A 17214-nucleotide genomic window follows, 5' to 3' on the forward strand; every position below is an offset into this window, starting at 1 on the left:
CCCTCAGAAGGCTCTTACGGCTTTCCCAACCAACGCCAGATGTAGACATTCGGTGGGCCGGTGTACAATCGGCCCACTTTTCATTCCCGGTCAGCCCATCTTCATGTCTTCCCCCAACCCCGCCGTCATCAAGGCCTGGCTGCTCGAGCTCCAGGCGCGCATCGTCCATGGTCTCGAACAGGTCGACGGCAAACCGTTCCTGCGCGAGGAATGGCAGCGGCCCGAGGGCGGGGGCGGTATCTCGCGCCTGATCGAGGAGGGCAACGTCCTGGAACGGGGCGGCGTGAACTTCTCGCATGTGCGCGGCGCGGCCCTGCCGCCGTCGGCCACGGCGGTGCGTCCGGAGCTGGCCGGCCGCGCCTGGGAAGCGATGGGCGTGTCGCTGGTGCTGCACCCGCGTAACCCCCACGCCCCGACGGTGCACATGAATGTGCGCTTTTTTGAAGCGACCGCACCCGGCAAGGAGCCGGTCTGGTGGTTCGGCGGCGGCATGGACCTGACGCCGTACTACGGCGAGATCGAGGACGCGCGCCACTTCCACCAGGTCTGCCACGATGCGCTGGCGCCGTTTGGCAGCGAGCTGTACCCGCGCTGCAAGACCTGGTGCGACGATTACTTCTACCTCAAGCACCGCAAGGAGCCGCGCGGCGTGGGCGGCATCTTCTTCGACGACTTGAACGAGCTCGGCTTCGAGCAATCGTATGCGCTGGTGCGCAGCGTGGGCGAGCGCTTCCTGGACGCCTACCTGCCGATCCTGGCGCGCCGCAAGGACCAGCCGTATGGCGAACGCGAGCGCGACTTCCAGGCCTACCGGCGCGGCCGCTACGTCGAGTTCAACCTGGTCTGGGACCGCGGCACCCTGTTCGGCCTGCAGTCGGGCGGACGGACCGAGGCGATCCTGATGTCGATGCCGCCGATCGTCAAATGGCGCTACGACTGGCATCCCGAAGCCGGCAGCCCTGAAGCACGGCTGTATTCCGACTTCCTGGTGCACCGGGACTGGCTGGCGCCGTGACCGGCGCTAGCAGCGCGCCGGGCCGCAACCGCTGCATCGCCGTCCTGGGCGGCAGCTTCGATCCGGTGCACCAGGGCCACGTCGCGCTGGCGCGGCTGTTCGCCGGCCTGTTGCGGCCGGACGCCTTGCGCATCCTGCCGGCCGGCCAGCCGTGGCAAAAGAATGGCCTCCAGGCCAGCGACCGCGACCGGGTCGCGATGCTGGAACTGGCGTTCGAGGCCTTGAAGGGCCCGAGCCTGCCGGTCATGATCGACCTGCAGGAAATCGAACGTAACACGCCAACGTATACGGTCGAAACCCTGCGCGGGCTGCGCAGGGAGCTGGGCCCGCGCGCCTCGATCGTGTTCCTGATGGGCGCCGACCAGTTGCGCAAGCTCGATAGCTGGAACGAGTGGCACGAACTGTTCGCCCTTGCCAACCTGGGCGTGGCGACGCGTCCGGGCTACGACCTGGCGCAAGAAGCATTGCCACCGGTGGTGGCCCAAGAACTGTCGACGCGGCTTGCAACGCCCGACACCGTGCGCCTGCTGGCGCACGGAAAAGTCTGCCTCGCGCCGACGCTGGATGTGGACCTCTCGTCCAGCCAGCTCCGTGCGGCCTTGCAATCCGGCGCGGATGCAAGCGCGCTCGGGATGGCGCAAGTGCTAGACTATATTCAACAACATAACCTGTACAAAAACTAATGGATATCAAGAAACTGCAAACCCTCGTCGTCGACGCCCTGGAAGACGTGAAGGGCCAGGACATCGTCCTGTTCGACACGACCCACCTGACCAGCCTGTTCGACCGCATCGCCGTGGTCTCGGGTACGTCGAACCGCCAGACCAAGGCGCTGGCCGCCTCGGTACGCGACAAGGTCAAGGCGGCGGGCGGCGACGTGATCGGCCTGGAAGGCGAAGACACCGGCGAATGGGTGCTGGTCGACCTGGGCGACATGATCGTCCACATCATGCAGCCGGCCATCCGCCAATACTATCGCCTCGAAGAAATCTGGGGCGAGAAGCCGGTCAAGCTGGGCGCCGCCAAGCGCAAGTCGACCGTCGAAGGCATCGAAGCCGAGGCCGCCAAGCCGAAGTCGAAGCACCTGGCCGCCAACCAGGCGCAGGATGAAGCCAAGCCGGTCAACGAACGCAAGCCGGCCGCCAAGCGCGCGACCAAGGCCGCCGCCGAGACCGCCGCCAAGCCTGCTGCCAAGAAAGCGCCCGCGAAGAAAGCCGCCGCCAAGGCAGTCCCGACCGGCAAGATCGTGAAGGTTGCACCGAGCAAGACCGAAGTCGCCGCCGTCGAAGCGACCAAGGCCAAGCCGCCGAAGCGCGTGACCAAGGCTGCCGCACCGAAGGCCGCCCCGGTCGCCGATGCGCCGGTCAAGAAGGTGATCCGCCGCATCAAGAAGGACGCTGAGTAAGGGTCCTCATGCAGTTGATCATTGCCGCGGTCGGCCACAAGATGCCGGCCTGGATCGAGTCCGGCTTCACCGAGTACACGAAGCGCATGCCGCCCGAGCTGCGCATCGTGCTCAAGGAGATCAAGCCGGTCGAGCGCTCCGGCAGCAAGACCGCCGCCACCGCGATGGCGCTCGAACGCGAGCGCATCGAGGCCGCCCTGCCGAAGGGCGTGCGCATCATCGCCCTGGACGAACGCGGCAAGGACCTGACCAGCGTCGGCCTCTCGCAGCAACTGGAAACCTGGCAGCGCGACGGCCGCGACACCGCCTTTTTGATCGGCGGGGCCGATGGCCTCGATCCCGAACTGAAGGCGCGCGCCGAAGGACTGATCCGCATCTCCAGCATGACCCTGCCGCACGGAATCGTCCGGGTCATGCTGGCGGAACAGCTCTACCGCGCCTGGTCGATCACCCAGAACCATCCGTATCACCGGGTCTGAAGAGCCCCGGCAGCGATCAAGAACAGCGATGAAAAACCAGCACAAAAAAATCTACCTCGCTTCCAAGAGCCCGCGCCGGCGCGAACTGCTGCGCCAGATCGGGGTCGACTTCGAACTGATGCTGCTACGCAGCGACCCGGGCCGCGTGGTCGACGTCAGCGAGGATGTGCTGCCAGGCGAAAACGTCCACGATTACGTGGCGCGCGTGGCCCGCGCCAAGGGCGCCTTCGCCTTCAACCTGCTGCTGCAGCGGCGCCAGCCGCTGCGTCCGGTGCTCACGGCCGACACCACCGTCACCATCGACGGCGAGATCCTCGGCAAGCCGGCGGATAACCGGGAAGCGGTCGCCATGCTGGAACGCCTGTCCGGCCGCACCCACCAGGTGCTGACCTCGGTCGCCGTGCATTCCCAGCACGTGGCCGAGCAGGTCACGCAAGTGTCCAACGTGCGCTTCGCCACCCTCACTCCGGCCCAGATCAGGGCCTATTGCGCCACGCTGGAGCCGTATGACAAGGCCGGCGGCTACGGCATCCAGGGCCCGGCGGCGCTGTTCATCGAGCACATCGAAGGCAGCCATTCGGGCATCATGGGCTTGCCGCTGTTCGAGACCGCCAACCTGCTGCGCAAGGCGGGATTGGCCATTTAGGGCTCCGTGCTCGTCCCGGATGACTTAGCCGCCAACCATCACCGCGTTGGGTAATCTGGTCCAGTGGACCAGATTACGAGCCGCCGACCCTACGACGCTTCGGCCCCGGGGCCTGCGCGTGTATCATGTCACCCTGAACAATACGCACGGCAGGGTCCATGAACGAAGACATCCTCATCAACATCACACCGCAGGAAACGCGCGTCGCGCTGGTCCTGCAGGGCGCGGTACAGGAGCTGCACATCGAGCGCACGCTCACGCGCGGGTTGGCGGGGAACGTCTATCTGGGCAAGGTGGTGCGCGTGCTGCCGGGGATGCAGTCGGCCTTCATCGACATCGGCCTGGAGCGCGCCGCCTTCCTGCACGTGGCCGATATCTGGGAAGCGCGCAGCCACGACGGCGGCAACGCCCCGCCCACCCCGATCGAAAAACTGCTGTTCGACGGCCAGGTGCTGACCGTGCAGGTCATCAAGGACCCGATCGGCACCAAGGGCGCGCGCCTGTCCACCCAGATCTCGATCGCCGGCCGCATGCTGGTGTATCTGCCGCAAGACCACCACATCGGCATCTCGCAGAAGATCGAGAAGGAAGCCGAACGCGAACGCCTGCGCACGCACCTGCAAAGCCTGCTGCCGGCCGAGGAAAAAGGCGGCTACATCGTGCGCACGATGGCCGAGGAAGCGTCGAGCGACGACATCGCCGCCGACGTCGACTACCTGCGCAAGACCTGGGGCGCCATCGTGCAGGGCGCGCGCACCCTGCCGCCCACCACCCTGCTGTACCAGGACCTGAGCCTGGCCCAGCGCGTGCTGCGCGACTTCGTGCACGACGAGACGGCCAGCATCCAGGTCGACTCGCGCGAGAACTTCCTGAAACTGGCCGAATTCGCCCAGATCTACACCCCGAGCGTGCTGTCGCGCATGGCGCACTACACGGGCGAGCGCCCGCTGTTCGACCTGTACGGCGTGGAAGAGGAAATCCTGCGCGCGCTGGGCCGGCGCGTGGACCTCAAGTCCGGCGGCTACCTGATCGTCGACCAGACCGAGGCGATGACGACCATCGACGTCAACACCGGCGGCTACGTCGGCGGGCGCAATTTCGCCGACACGATTTTCAAGACCAACCTGGAGGCGGCGCACGCCATCGCGCGCCAGCTGCGCCTGCGCAACCTGGGCGGCATCATCATCCTCGACTTCATCGACATGGAGAACAACGAGCACCGCAACGCGGTGCTGGCCGAGCTCAAGAAAACCCTGGCGCGCGACCGCACCAAGGTCTCGGTGAGCGGCTTCTCGGCCCTGGGCCTGGTCGAGATGACGCGCAAGCGCACCCGCGAATCGCTGGCCCACATCCTGTGCGAACCCTGCCCGGCCTGCTCCGGCAAGGGCCAGGTGAAAACCAGCCGCACGATCTGCTACGAGATCCTGCGCGAACTGCTGCGCGAAGCCAAGCAGTTCAATCCGCGCGAATTCCGCATTGTCGCCGGGCAAGAGGTGATTGACCTGTTCCTCGAAGAAGAATCGCAGCATCTGGCCATGCTGGGCGACTTTATCGGCAAGCGCATCTCGCTGCAGGTGGAGAAGGGCTATCACCAGGAGCAGTACGACGTGATCCTGATGTGAGGACCTTTTTGTCGCCGGCGGTCTCCAATAAGTAATGCGCTTGAATGCGAGCTTTTCCTTGACTTGGATCAGCAAAATATTTAGCGTTTAGGACTAAACAGTTGGAAGCCCTGCCGATACCCGATCTGCATCCGGAGTGTGCCGCCATGCCTAGCCGTGTTCGCAATCAGATCATCGACGCACAGGGCGACGCGCTCGAGAGTGCCGTCCTGCGCATGACCGAAGACCAGATGCTGGTCAACCAGGCGCTGGTCGAAAAGATCTTCGCCTGCGAACGCAGCCAGGCGAACTTGCACGATTCCGAGCAGAAACTGCATGAGCTGCTGGCCCACCAGCGCGCCAGGCGCGACGCTGAGCGCAAGGAAATGTCGCGCGAGATCCACGATTCTCTAGGGCAAAACCTGCTGGCGCTGCGCATGGACATCGCCAGCCTGCACCAGCACACCGGCGAGCGCCATGCGCGCCTGCACGGCTGGGTCGGCGCCGCCCTCGACAATCTCGACCTGACCCTGCACACCGTCAAGCACCTGCTGAGCGAACTGCGGCCCGCCGGCTTCGACCTTGGCCTGCAATCGACGGTCGAGATCGAAGCGCGCCGCTTTTCGCTCGCCAGCGGCATCGCCTGCACCGTGCAGGTGGCCGAGGATCTGGATGCACTGGTCACCGGCGAGGACAGATTGATGAGCGTCTACCGCGTGCTGCAAGAAGCCCTGAATAATGTGTTTCGCCACTCGCTGGCCAGCCGGGTGCGCGTCACGCTGGTGCACGCAGGCAAGGTGATCGAGCTGACGATCGAGGACAATGGCATCGGCTTCGACGTGGCGGCGCCGCCGAAGGCGAGCAGCTTCGGCCTGTCGATCCAGCGCGAGCAGGTCGCGGCGCTGGGCGGCACGCTCGAGCTCGTCAGTGAGCACATGCACGGCACCCGGCTCACCTTGCGGCTGCCGGTCGGCCCTTGATAGCCTCGTCCGGTGCGCGCCGATCGGATAGAATCATGCCCTGAAAACACTAACCTCCCCGGGGAACGAGACGCGCGATCATCGTCAGCGGGGCATGCTGTAGCTGCCGGAACGCCATGCCAATACCGACCGATCTGCTCGCGACGATTTCGGCCTCCTTCGAGGCGGGCACGCCCGACGCGGCCATCGCGGTCTGGCGACGGCTGCGCAACAAGCTCGACCCGCTGCTCGGCAGCCTGAGCAGCGGCTTGCTGTTCGTGCGCAGCCTCGAGGCGCATCAGGCGCAATTTCCCTGGCTACCAGAAACCATGACCTCGTCCGCGTTCGAGACCATCTTCGATGAGTTCGAGCGCCGCCTGGACCAGATCGCGCCGGATGAATTGGCGCGCGTCAACCGCGCCCTGCTGGCGACCTATACCGAAGCCTTGTGCGAGCTGATCGGCATGCAGCTGAGCACCCGCTTCCTGCGTTCGGCCTTCCCCGACGCAAGCGCTACGAAGAATACTTAGGAGAATGCGGCATGACCGACAAAATTGACCTTCGCCTGCTGACGACGGACGTACCCGGACTCGATACCGTTCTTGGCGGCGGCTTGCCGGAATTGTCGTTCAACATCATCGGCGGCGCCCCCGGCAGCGGCAAGACCACCTTCGCCCAGCAAATCATGTTCAGCCTGGCCGGACCGAAATGCAAGGCGCTGTTCTTTACCGCAATGGGCGAGCCGCCGGTCAAGATGCTGCGCTACCAGCAGCAGTTCGACTTCTTCGATCTTGACAAGGTCGACGAGTCGGTCACCTTCGTCAGCCTGGCCTCCCAGGTCGAGGAAGGCGATTACGATGCCGTGATGACCCATATCCTGGAACAGATCCGCATCCACACCCCGGCCCTGGTGTTCATCGATTCCTTCCGCTCCTTCGTCCAGGCCGCGCGCGGCGACCACCGCGACGTGGCGGCCCTGCAAATTTTCGTCCAGCGCCTGGTGACCCATATGACCAGCTGGAACGCGACCTCCTTCCTGATCGGCGAATACCTGGCCAACGAGGCCGACCAGAACCCGATCTTCACCGTCGCCGACGGCATCATCTGGCTGACCCAGAACGTGCAGCGCAATGCGATGTCGCGCAAGATCCAGGTGATCAAGATGCGCGGCCAGCAGCAGCGACCCGGCCTGCATGCCTTCCGCATCAATCGCAGCGGCCTCGAGATTTTCCCGCGCATCATTCCAGCGCCGGAACCGGTCGGCGCCACGCCACCGGTAGGACTGCCCAGCGGCAGGCTGTCGACCGGCGTGACCGAGCTCGACAATATGTTGGCCGGCGGTATCCCGACCGGCTATTCGACCCTGATCGTCGGTCCGACCGGCTCGGGCAAGACCGTGCTGGCCACCGAGTTCCTGGCCGCCGGAGTGGCCAATGGCGAGACCGGCGTGATCGCCCTGTTCGAGCGCAGTCCGAGCCAGATGATGAACCTCAAGCTCGACAGCATGGTGCGCTCCGGCAAGGTCAGTATGCTCAGCGTGCGCGCGCTCGACATGTCGATCGACGAGATGCTGCACGAGCTGGTGCAAATGATCGACGCCACGCAGGCCAAGCGGGTGGTGCTCGATTCGCTGTCGGGCTTCGAGATGGCGCTGGCGCCCGAATACCGCGAGGATTTCCGCGAGGCGTTGTACCGCATGTCCACCGTGCTCGGCGCCAAGGGCGTGACGGTACTCATGACGGGCGAGCTCGAAGACCGCTTCAACGAGCTCAGCTTCAGCCCCTATGGCAACGCGGTGCTGGTCGACGCCGTCATCATGCAGCGCTATATCGAGACCCGTTCCGAACTGCGCACCGTGATCTCGGTGGTCAAGCTGCGTGGCAGCCGCCACAGCCGGCAGATCCGCGACTTCGAGATCGTCGACGGCCAGGTGCTGATCAGCGCCGCCCCGACACCTTACGATGGCGTGCTGCAGGGTCATCCGCGCATGGTCCTGCCTTGAGCGTGCAATCGCTGCCATCGGCTCGATTGCCCGGCGGCGGCGCAAGCGCCAGGGCAGGTCGCCATGGCATCCATATCGGCCAGGTCCTCGTAGGTCACTACTCAACGACTACCGAAGAGGAACCCCATGCCGCGCCTGATGCACGCCACCCTGTTGTCCCTTGCCTTCGCCTGCTCCGCCTGCGCTATTGCGCATGACGCGCCGCTGCCTACCCCGGCCCGCGGGCTCACCATCGCCGGCGGCGTCGAACGCAGCCTGACCCTGAACGTCGAGGACTTGCGCCAGCGTCCATCGACCGAGCTGGCCGAACTGCGCGTGGCCGGCAAATTCGGCCGCACGAGCGTCGTGCGCGGCGTGCGCCTGCGCGACCTGCTGAAGGAAGCCGGCATCGTCACCCGCGACCACAACACGGTCAAGAAGCTGGCCATCATCGCCAGCGCCGATGACAAGTACTCGGTGGTGTTCTCGTGGAACGAACTGTTCAACGCCAGTGCCGGCGAGAACGTGCTGGTGCTGTTCGAGCGCGACGGCCAGCCGCTGCCGCACGCCGAGGGTCCGCTGGCCCTCCTGTCCGCCGACGACCTGCGTACCGGCCCGCGCCACGTCAAATGGCTGCGAGCGATCGATGTGCGCCAGGTCGTCGAATAGACGAGCCATAGCCTTACCCTATTGTTCTGATAAAAATAATTTGATGCCAATACTGCACTGTGTGTGTCATCCCACAGTGCTCGCCTTTCCTGCTGGGCTATGTTGTCGAGGTTACTTATTAACCCTACAACCAGAGAGGACAAGGATGCCCACTTCCAAACACACCAGCCCGGTCGACGGCGCAGGTTCGATCCTGAGCACCGTTTCGGGCCCTTCCGATGCCAATCCACCGCAGAGCCTCGGTGTGAGCAACCCGGTCGCCGACCGCCTGCTCGACAAGATCCCTTCCGAACAGGAACTGGCGGCCGACCGTCCCTACAACGCCACCAAGGCCAGCGAATACGGCGACGCCGCGCGCACGCCGACCGAGGGCGAGACCTCCAAGCCGTCGACCCACGCCGCCACCGGCAGCACCGCCAGCGAGATCGTCGCCAACGACAAGGTCGGCTCGGGCAATCCGCCGGAGGGCGAGAACCCGACCACGGACCCGCTCGACCGCGTGCGCGTCGATCCGGCCAAGCGCCACCTGACGACCAACCAGGGCGTGCCGGTGGCCGACAACCAGCATTCGCTCAAGGCCGGCCTGCGCGGCCCGACCCTGCTGGAAGACTTCATCCTGCGCGAGAAGATCAGCCACTTCGACCACGAACGTATCCCCGAGCGCGTGGTGCATGCGCGCGGCTCGGCCGCCCATGGCTACTTCGAGGCCTATGACGACTTCAGCGCGCTGACCCGCGCGGTGCCGTTCTCGAAGAAGGGCAAGCGCACCCCGGTGTTCCTGCGCTTCTCGACCGTGGCCGGCGAACGCGGCTCGACCGACACCGCGCGCGACGTGCGCGGCTTCGCGGTCAAGTTCTATACCGAAGAAGGCAACTGGGACCTGGTGGGCAATAACATCCCCGTGTTCTTCATCCAGGACGCGATGAAGTTCCCCGACCTGGTGCACGCGGCCAAGCCGGAACCGCATCACGCGATGCCGCAGGCGGCCACCGCCCACGACACCTTCTGGGACTTCGCCTCGCTCTCGCCCGAAATCGCGCACATGCTGATGTGGACGATGTCGGACCGCGCCATCCCGCGCAGCTACCGCACCATGCAGGGCTTCGGCGTGCACACCTTCCGCCTGGTCAACGCTCAGGGCGAATCGCGCTTCGTCAAATTCCATTGGACCCCGCTGGCCGGCACCCATTCGCTGGTATGGGACGAAGCGGTGCGCATTTCCGGCGCCGATCCCGACTTCCACCGGCGCGACCTGTGGGAAGCGATCGAAGCCGGCAACTTCCCTGAGTGGGAACTGGGCCTGCAGGTCTTCACTGAAGAGCAGGCCGCGGGCTTCCCCTTCGACGTGCTGGACCCGACCAAGATCGTGCCGGAAGAACTGGTGCCGCTCACGCCGGTGGGCAAGATGGTCCTGGACCGCAACCCCGACAACTTCTTTGCCGAGACCGAGCAGGTGGCGTTCTGCACCTCGCACGTGGTGCCGGGCATCGACTTCACCAACGATCCGCTGCTGCAAGGCCGTAACTTCTCCTACCAGGACACCCAATTGACCCGCCTGGGCGGCCCGAACTTCCACGAGATCCCGATCAACTCGCCGATCGTCCAGATCCAGAACAACCAGCGCGACGGCTTCCACCGCCAGGCGATCAACCGTGGCCGCGTGAACTACGAACCGAATTCGCTGGGCGGCGGCTGTCCTTTCCAGGCCGGCAAGATGGGCTTCACCAGCTTCCCCGAGCGCATCAGCGAGGACAAGGTGCGCGGCAAGCCCGAGCTGTTCGCCGACCACTACTCGCAGGCGCGCCTGTTCTGGCAAAGCCAGACCCCGGCCGAGCAGAACCACATGGTCAACGCCTTCCGCTTCGAGCTGACCCGGGTGCAGACGCCGGCGGTGCGCATCCGAACGCTGGCCCTGCTGGCCAACGTCGACGACACCCTGGTGGCGCGCGTGGCCGAGGGCCTGGGCCTGGAGGTGCCGCCACCGCTGCCGCTGGCGACCGATGCGCCGATCCCGACCTATCCGCCGTCGCCGTCGCTGTCGCTGCTGAGCCGTCCGGGCCAGACCGGCATCAAGGGCCGCCGTGTCGCGGTCCTGATCGCGAGCGGCGTGGACGACAAGGCGGTCAAGAAGCAGTACGCCAGCCTCCTCAAGGACGGCGCCGTGCCGCGCATGGTCGGCAATTTGTTGGGCAAGGTGACAGCGGTCGATGGTGACCCGATCGACGTCGAGATCTCGGTCGAGGCCGGGCCGTCCGTGATGTACGACGCCGTGATCGTGCCGGACGGCGCGCAAGCGGTCGAAGCGCTGGCGAAGAACGCCCTGGTACTGGAATTCCTGCGCGAACAGTACCGCCACGGCAAGCCGATCCTGGCCTACGGCAGCGGTTCCGACTTGCTGACGAAAGCCATGATCCCGCAGAAGCTGCCGGACGGCTCGGCCGATCCGGGCCTGGTCCTGGGTGACCCGGCCAACGTGGACCTGGCGCTCGACGCCTTCAAGACCGCGCTGGCCGGCCATCGTGTGTTCGCGCGCGAGACCGATCCGCCATCGGTCTGATCGCCACTGACGGTGGGAATAAGTTAGATTCGCGCCGGCGACGGTCGCTATAATCTTCCTGCGGCGCCGCGAAGTTCGCGGCGCCGCTTTATTTTGTCAACCAGCAGGAAAGACTACCGATGTTCTGTTCCCATTGCGGCGCACAGATGGCGCCCGACGCCGCTTATTGTTCCGTCTGCGGCAAGGCCGCCGGCGCCGGCCCGGTCAACCTGGACAAACCTTCCGCGCCTGCGCCACACACGGATGGCGGCATTCCCGATGGCGTCAAGGGCTGGAGCTGGGGCGCGTTCCTGCTCAACTGGATCTGGGCGATCGGCAACCGCAGCTGGATCGGGCTGCTGGCGCTCGTTCCCTATGTCGGCTGGATTATGGCGTTCTGGCTCGGTTTCAAGGGACGCGAGATGGCCTGGAAGAACAAGCAGTGGGAGAGCCTGGAGCATTTCAACCGGGTCCAGAGAAAATGGTCGCAGTGGGGGATCGGCATCACGATCGCCGCCATCGTCCTGGCCGTGCTGGCGGCCATGTTCGCGCCTGACGTCGTCGATGTCGACCGCGCAGTTACGGTCGAGCGCAGCGAGCCGCCCGCGCGCGCGAACGACGCCGCCGTCACCGCGCGCGGCATCGTCGACAGCAATGCCGACAACCTGCCGGCCTCGCTGTCGACCGTCGCTGGCCTCCTCGACCGCCGCACGAATGCCGACGGCAGCCGCGCCGTCACCCTGGGCGGCCGGGTCTTGTTCAGCGGCGAGGACGCCGGCTGGCAGTTCCCGCTGCGCAGCTTCGCGCTGTCGGGTGGCAAAGAGGCGATCCTGATGGCCAGCAGCGGCGGCCGCGGCGCCAGTTGCGAGACCATGTTCTTCTTCCTGCTCGCCGATGCGTCCGGCGTCAGGCCGACGCCGATGTTCGGCACCTGCGCGGCGCGCGGCAGCTTCGTGCAGCGCGGCGACACGATCGAGCTCGAACTACCGGACGTCAACGGCGCCTCGACGATCGTGCTCGAGGATGGCATCGTGACCGAGGATGGCCAGGTGGTCAGCCTGACCGGCATGAACGATCCGTCGCGCTGAGCGGGATCAGCGCAGCGGCGCGAAGAACAGCTGCTCGCCGGCCGGCTTGAACGAGGCGATGCGCGCCTGTCCTTCGGGCGAGGTGATCCACTCGATCAGCTGTTTCGCGCCCTTGTAGTTCACGCCCGCGTGCTTGGCGGGATTGACCGCGATGATGCCATAGGGGTTATACATGCGCTTGTCGCCTTCGACCACGATCGCCAGTCCGGTCTTGGCCTTATAGGCGCCATAGGTCGCGCGGTCGGTCAGCGTGTAGGCGCGCATCTCGGCGGCCATGTTCAGCACCTCTCCCATGCCCAGGCCGGCCGACACGTAGTTGGCGCCCTGCGGCAGGGCGGCGGCGCGCTGCCAGTAACCCTTTTCCATCACGTCGGTGCCCGAGTTGTCGCCACGCGAGATGAATTTGACCTTGGTCGCCGCGATGCGCTTGAAGGCGTCGACCACATCCTTCGAGCCCTTGATGCGGGCCGGATCGGATGTTGGGCCGACCACGATGAAGTCGTTGTACATCACGTCGCGCCGGTCCACGCCCCAGCCTTCCTCGACAAACTTGTCTTCCATCTCGCGTGCATGGACCAGGGTCACATCGACGTCGCCGTTTTTCGCCAGTTCGAGCGCCTTGCCGGTGCCGACCGAGATCACGTGGACCTTGGTATTGGTCCTGGCTTCGAACACCGGCAGCAGGTGCTTGAGCAGGCCCGAGTTCTCGGTGCTGGTGGTGGTCGACAGCTTGATCACTTCCTGCGCCAGCGCCGATGGCGAGGCGAAGGTGGCGCATAGCAGGACGGCGAGCAGTGAACGGCGTTGCATGTTGATCTCCTTGGGGTTAGAGCCTGTCCCGGTAGGTGGGATAGGCTCTTATCGTACTTCGAGTTGTCCTTCGCGCAGCTTGAGCCGCCGCACGCCGAGAAGGTTGATCAGGTCGCGGTCATGGCAGGCCATCACCACGCTGGCGCCCTGCCCGACCAGGGTCGGGATCAGCCCGATCACCTGCTCGCGCGCCGCGCCGTCGAGGTTGGCCGTGGGTTCGTCCAGCAGCAGCAGGCGCGGTTGCAGCACGCGCGCGCGCGCCAGCGCCACGCGCTGTTTTTCGCCGCCCGACAGGCGCGCCGGATCGTTGTCGCGCAGGTGCAGCACGCCGGCCCAGGCCATCGCCTCGTCGACCAGGCCGCGCACCTGGCCCCGGTCCACGCCGCGCACCAGCAGGCCGTAGGCGATGTTGTGGCCGACGCTGGTCGAGAACATGATCGGATGCTGGTGCACGTAGACGATGGCGCGCCGCAGCGCCTGCGGATACGGGTACAGCGGCAGGCGGCTGCCTTCGAATTCGACCGTGCAGGCGTCGCACCGTTCCAGGCCGCCGAGCATGCGCAGCAGCGTGCTTTTGCCGGTGCCGTTGGCGCCGGTGAGCACATAGGCGCCGCCCTTCTCGATCTCGAGCCGGGCGACGTCGAACAGCAGGCGCTCGCCGTAGGCCTTGCGCAGGCCGTGCACCGTGAGCAATGCGTTCATAGCCGCGCCCCGGGGTTGTGCGCCTCGCCCTGCAGCAGCACCAGCACGCCGTTCATCAGCAGCGCCAAGGTCACCAGCACGATGCCCAGCGCGATGCCCTGGGCGAACTCGCCCTTGCTGGTCTCGAGCGCGATCGCGGTGGTGATCGTGCGCGTCTCGCCCTCGATATTCCCACCCACCATCAGCGCGCAGCCGACTTCCGAGATCACGCGTCCGAAGCCGCTGATCACGGCCGCCATCACGCCATAGCGCGCTTCGTGCAGCACGGTAAACATCACGCGCATGCGCGTAGCGCCGTGGGCGATCGCGGTCTCGGCGTAGCGCGGGTCGAGCGCCTGCACTGCCGCCAGCGTGAAGGCCAGCAGCACCGGCAGGCCGATGATGAACTGTCCCAGTACGATGCCCGGCTGCGAGAACAGCCATTCGAGTCCGCCCAGCGGCCCGCGCCGCGACAGCATCAGGTAGAGCAGCAGGCCGATCAGGACGGTAGGCAGCGACAGCGCGGCCTGGGCCAGCCAGACCGCGATGCGGCGCCCGGGAAAGCGGTGCATGGCGATCAGGTAGCCGAGCAGCACCGCCGGCGGCGTGGCCAGCATCAGGCCCAGCAGGCTGGTCTTGATCGAGACCCAGACGATGTGCCAGAGGGCCGCGTCGCCGCTGAACAGCAGCGCGAAGGCGTGCGTGGTGGCGTCCAGCAGGGCCATTAATCGCGAGGGTCGGTGTCGGCGCGCAGGTCGGGACGAACGTAGGGCGTGTCCAGCAGCTGCGGTTCGAACACCAGGCGTTCGTGCCCGGCCAGCAGCAGGAAATGGCGTCCGCTGCAGCGCGCCAGCAGCGACATGCCGACCCGCTCGGCCACCATCTGGCCCATCTGCGTCGTGCCCGAGCGCGACAGCAGGAAGGGAATGCCCATCTGGGCGCCCTTGATCACCATCTCGGACGTGAGCCGGCCGGTGGTATAGAACACCTTGTCGGCGCCATCGACGCCGTCGAGCCACATCAGGCCGGCGATGGCGTCGACCGCGTTATGGCGGCCCACGTCCTCGACGAAGTACAGCAACTCTCCGTCGCCCGTGAACAGCGCGCAGCCGTGCACCGAGCCGGCCTGCTTGTACACCGACTGCTGGGTGCGGATGGTGTCGACGATGCGGTAGACGCCAGCCTGCGCCAGGCGCGCATCCGCGGGCAGCGCGATCTGGTCCACCTCGTCCATCAGGCCGCCGAACACGGAGCCCTGGCCGCAGCCGGTGGTGACCACTTTCTTCGCGGTGCGCGCCTCGACGTCCTCTATGCCGTGGCGGGTGACCACGGCCACCGCGTCCACCGACCAGTCGACCTGGATCGACACGATGTCGTCCAGCGCACGCACCAGGCGCTGGTTGCGCAGGTAGCCCAGCACCAGCGCCTCGGGCGCGCCGCCCAGCGTCATCAGGGTGACCAGTTCGCGCCGGTCGACGTAGATCGTCAGCGGCCGTTCGGCGGGGATGGAAATGGCGGAGCGGCGTCCGCGCTCGTCGATGGCCAGCACCTCGTGGGTCAGGACGGCGCGCGCCTCGGACAGCAGCGGCCGCCCGGCTGGGGATCCCTGGCGCGCATCGCTGCGCATCACGCTGTGCAACCCATTGCCGCTTGCGTCCTTCCTGGCCAAGACACTGTCTCCTGTCGGTTGTTGGCGGTTTTACAAAACAGTATAAACCTCCAGAGCGGCGCACGGCTGAAACAATTTACTTTTATGCAAGTTCGCTTGCGATGCACCGCGCCAGGAGGTATAACGTTCGCCCCTGTCGACTCATCGTCCTCCTCATGCAGTCCACCGACTATCGCCGCATCAGCGACATCCTGCGCCACGGCGCCGCCCAGCGCCCGGACGCCCCGGCCCTCGTCGAGGACGGCCGCACCTGGTCGTATGCGCAGCTGGCCGCCGTCGCCGATGCGTATGCGACGCTGCTGCCCGAGCTCGGCGTGCGTCCCGGCGACCGCGTGATGCTGGTGGCCGAAAACTGCGTGGCCCAGGTGGCGCTGCTGTTCGCCGCCGCCGCCATCGACGCCTGGAGCGTCATCGTCAATGCGCGCCTGAGCGAGGGCGAGCTGGAAACCATCCGCGCGCACAGCGGCGCGCGGCGCGTGCTCTACGTGACGGGCAATTCACCGGACGCCGCCCGTCACGCGGCGCGCGCCGGCGCCCTGCCCTGCGCGGGCGACCGGCACGGCGTGCTGGCCGGCGGGTTGGATGCAGCCTGCGTGCCCGAACCGATAGAGGCCGGCGCCGGCCAGGTCGCCGCCCTCATGTACACCACCGGCACCACCGGCCAGCCCAAGGGCGTGATGCTGAGCCACGCCGGCCTGTTGTTCGTGGCCGCGACCTCGAGCCGGCTGCGCGGCTTGACCCCGCAAGACCGCGCCTGGGGCGGCCTGCCGGTCTCGCACGTCTATGGATTGACCTCGGTGCTGCTCGGCACCCTGTACGCGGGCGCCTGCCTGCAGTTGGCGCCGCGTTTCGATGCCGGGACCCTGCTGGCCTCGATCCGCGCCGGCGAGCTGACCATCGTGCAGGGCGTGCCGGCGATGTATGCCCGCCTGCTGGCGATGATGGAGGAAGCGGCCGGGCCGCTGTCGTCGCGGCTGCGCTTCTGCTACGCCGGCGGCTCGCCGCTCGATCCGGCTCTCAAGCGCGCGGCCGAAGCCATGTTCGGCCTGCCGCTGCACAACGGTTACGGCCTGACCGAGGGCGGGCCGACCGTCAGCCAGACCCGCCTCGACGCCCCGCGCACCGACACTTCGGTCGGCCTGCCGATCCCCGGCGTCGAGGTGCGCATCGTGGCGCGCGATGGTCTCGACGTGGCGCCGGGCGAGACCGGCGAGCTGTGGATACGCAGCCCGGGACGCATGCGCGGCTACTACCGCGATCCTGCCGCGAGCAGCGCCGCGCTGCAGCCAGGCGGCTGGCTGGCGACCGGCGACCTGGCGCGCCAGGACCCGGACGGCGCCCTGTTCCTGCTGTGCCGCACGCGCGAATTGATCATCCGCTCCGGTTTCAACGTCTATCCGCTGGAGGTCGAGACGGCGCTGAACGCGCATCCGGCGGTCGTGCAATCGGCCGTGGTGGGCCGGCCGCTGCCGGCGGCCGAGGAAGAAGTGGTGGCCTTCGTCGAGGCGCACGGGGTCGACGAGGCGGCGCTGCAGGCCTGGCTGCTACCGCGCCTTGCGCCCTACAAGCGGCCGGCGCGCATCGTGTTCATGGACGCGCTGCCGGCCGCGCCGAGCGGCAAGATCCTCAAGAGCCGTCTGCCGTTGGCCTGAAGCCGCCGCACGTCGCCCCCGCG

General features: G+C 66.6%; 17 protein-coding genes. 13 read left to right on the top strand and 4 right to left on the bottom strand.

All coding sequences use genetic code 11. From position 1 onward, the window contains the following. The first annotated feature begins 103 nt into the window (after positions 1-103). From hemF to AC3A6F_RS24475, 12 genes are all read left to right on the top strand, one after another. Positions 104-1015 carry an oxygen-dependent coproporphyrinogen oxidase gene (hemF, locus tag AC3A6F_RS24420; protein WP_487686189.1) on the top strand — a complete coding sequence of 304 codons (912 nt, stop codon included), beginning with the start codon at positions 104-106 and terminating at the stop codon, positions 1013-1015. Continuing rightward, on the top strand, positions 1012-1698 hold the full coding sequence (locus AC3A6F_RS24425) for a nicotinate-nucleotide adenylyltransferase (protein ID WP_487686192.1): 687 nt from the start codon (positions 1012-1014) through the stop codon (positions 1696-1698). The genes hemF and AC3A6F_RS24425 overlap by 4 nt, the downstream gene beginning before the upstream one ends. Beyond that, complete coding sequence (gene rsfS / locus AC3A6F_RS24430) at positions 1698-2420, top strand: ribosome silencing factor (RefSeq protein WP_487686195.1); 723 nt, start codon at positions 1698-1700, stop codon at positions 2418-2420. Before AC3A6F_RS24425 ends, rsfS begins: the two co-directional genes overlap by 1 nt. Positions 2421-2428: 8 nt before the next feature. Further along, the gene (gene rlmH / locus AC3A6F_RS24435) at positions 2429-2899 is read left to right on the top strand and encodes a 23S rRNA (pseudouridine(1915)-N(3))-methyltransferase RlmH (RefSeq protein WP_071361491.1); all 471 of its coding nucleotides are present in this window, start codon (positions 2429-2431) and stop codon (positions 2897-2899) included. A gap of 28 nt (positions 2900-2927) precedes the next feature. Continuing rightward, a complete protein-coding gene (locus tag AC3A6F_RS24440; RefSeq protein ID WP_487686199.1) occupies positions 2928-3545 on the top strand; it encodes a Maf family protein in 618 nt (205 codons plus the stop codon). Between the two features lie 158 nt (positions 3546-3703). Continuing rightward, entirely contained in the window at positions 3704-5167 is a 1464-nt protein-coding gene (gene rng / locus AC3A6F_RS24445; RefSeq protein ID WP_123069359.1) for a ribonuclease G, read from the top strand. A gap of 146 nt (positions 5168-5313) precedes the next feature. Beyond that, complete coding sequence (locus tag AC3A6F_RS24450; protein WP_487686202.1) at positions 5314-6126, top strand: sensor histidine kinase; 813 nt, start codon at positions 5314-5316, stop codon at positions 6124-6126. A gap of 116 nt (positions 6127-6242) precedes the next feature. Next, positions 6243-6635, top strand: coding sequence for a hypothetical protein (locus AC3A6F_RS24455; RefSeq protein ID WP_487686205.1), 393 nt, complete (start codon positions 6243-6245; stop codon positions 6633-6635). 11 nt (positions 6636-6646) lie between these two features. Beyond that, positions 6647-8107, top strand: a complete 1461-nt coding sequence (locus tag AC3A6F_RS24460) for a DUF7125 family protein (protein WP_487686208.1) — start codon at positions 6647-6649, stop codon at positions 8105-8107. A gap of 126 nt (positions 8108-8233) precedes the next feature. Then, on the top strand, positions 8234-8755 hold the full coding sequence (locus AC3A6F_RS24465; RefSeq protein WP_487686211.1) for a molybdopterin-dependent oxidoreductase: 522 nt from the start codon (positions 8234-8236) through the stop codon (positions 8753-8755). Positions 8756-8900: 145 nt separating this feature from the next. Beyond that, positions 8901-11312, top strand: a complete 2412-nt coding sequence (locus AC3A6F_RS24470) for a catalase (protein ID WP_487686215.1) — start codon at positions 8901-8903, stop codon at positions 11310-11312. Between the two features lie 119 nt (positions 11313-11431). Beyond that, positions 11432-12379, top strand: coding sequence for a zinc ribbon domain-containing protein (locus AC3A6F_RS24475; RefSeq protein WP_487686218.1), 948 nt, complete (start codon positions 11432-11434; stop codon positions 12377-12379). 6 nt (positions 12380-12385) lie between these two features. On the opposite strand, the gene AC3A6F_RS24480 is transcribed toward AC3A6F_RS24475, so the two are convergent. Genes AC3A6F_RS24480 through AC3A6F_RS24495 form a run of 4 tightly spaced genes read right to left on the bottom strand, consistent with a single transcriptional unit; the run spans position 12386 to position 15497 of the window. After that, complete coding sequence (locus AC3A6F_RS24480) at positions 12386-13189, bottom strand: ABC transporter substrate-binding protein (protein ID WP_487686221.1); 804 nt, start codon at positions 13187-13189, stop codon at positions 12386-12388. A 48-nt stretch (positions 13190-13237) separates the two neighbouring features. Next, a complete protein-coding gene (locus tag AC3A6F_RS24485; RefSeq protein ID WP_487686224.1) occupies positions 13238-13891 on the bottom strand; it encodes an energy-coupling factor ABC transporter ATP-binding protein in 654 nt (217 codons plus the stop codon). Next, positions 13888-14595, bottom strand: a complete 708-nt coding sequence (locus tag AC3A6F_RS24490) for an ABC transporter permease (RefSeq protein WP_487686227.1) — start codon at positions 14593-14595, stop codon at positions 13888-13890. The genes AC3A6F_RS24485 and AC3A6F_RS24490 overlap by 4 nt, the downstream gene beginning before the upstream one ends. Then, complete coding sequence (locus tag AC3A6F_RS24495; protein ID WP_487686397.1) at positions 14595-15497, bottom strand: formate dehydrogenase accessory sulfurtransferase FdhD; 903 nt, start codon at positions 15495-15497, stop codon at positions 14595-14597. Before AC3A6F_RS24495 ends, AC3A6F_RS24490 begins: the two co-directional genes overlap by 1 nt. Before the next feature lie 197 nt (positions 15498-15694). Here AC3A6F_RS24495 and AC3A6F_RS24500 point away from each other — a divergent pair, with 197 nt between their 5' ends. Next, positions 15695-17191 (top strand): class I adenylate-forming enzyme family protein, encoded by a 1497-nt coding sequence (locus AC3A6F_RS24500; protein WP_487686229.1) that lies wholly within the window; start codon positions 15695-15697, stop codon positions 17189-17191. The last annotated feature ends 23 nt before the right edge of the window (positions 17192-17214 follow it).

The organism is Massilia sp. Soil_C_3, from assembly GCF_057657035.1.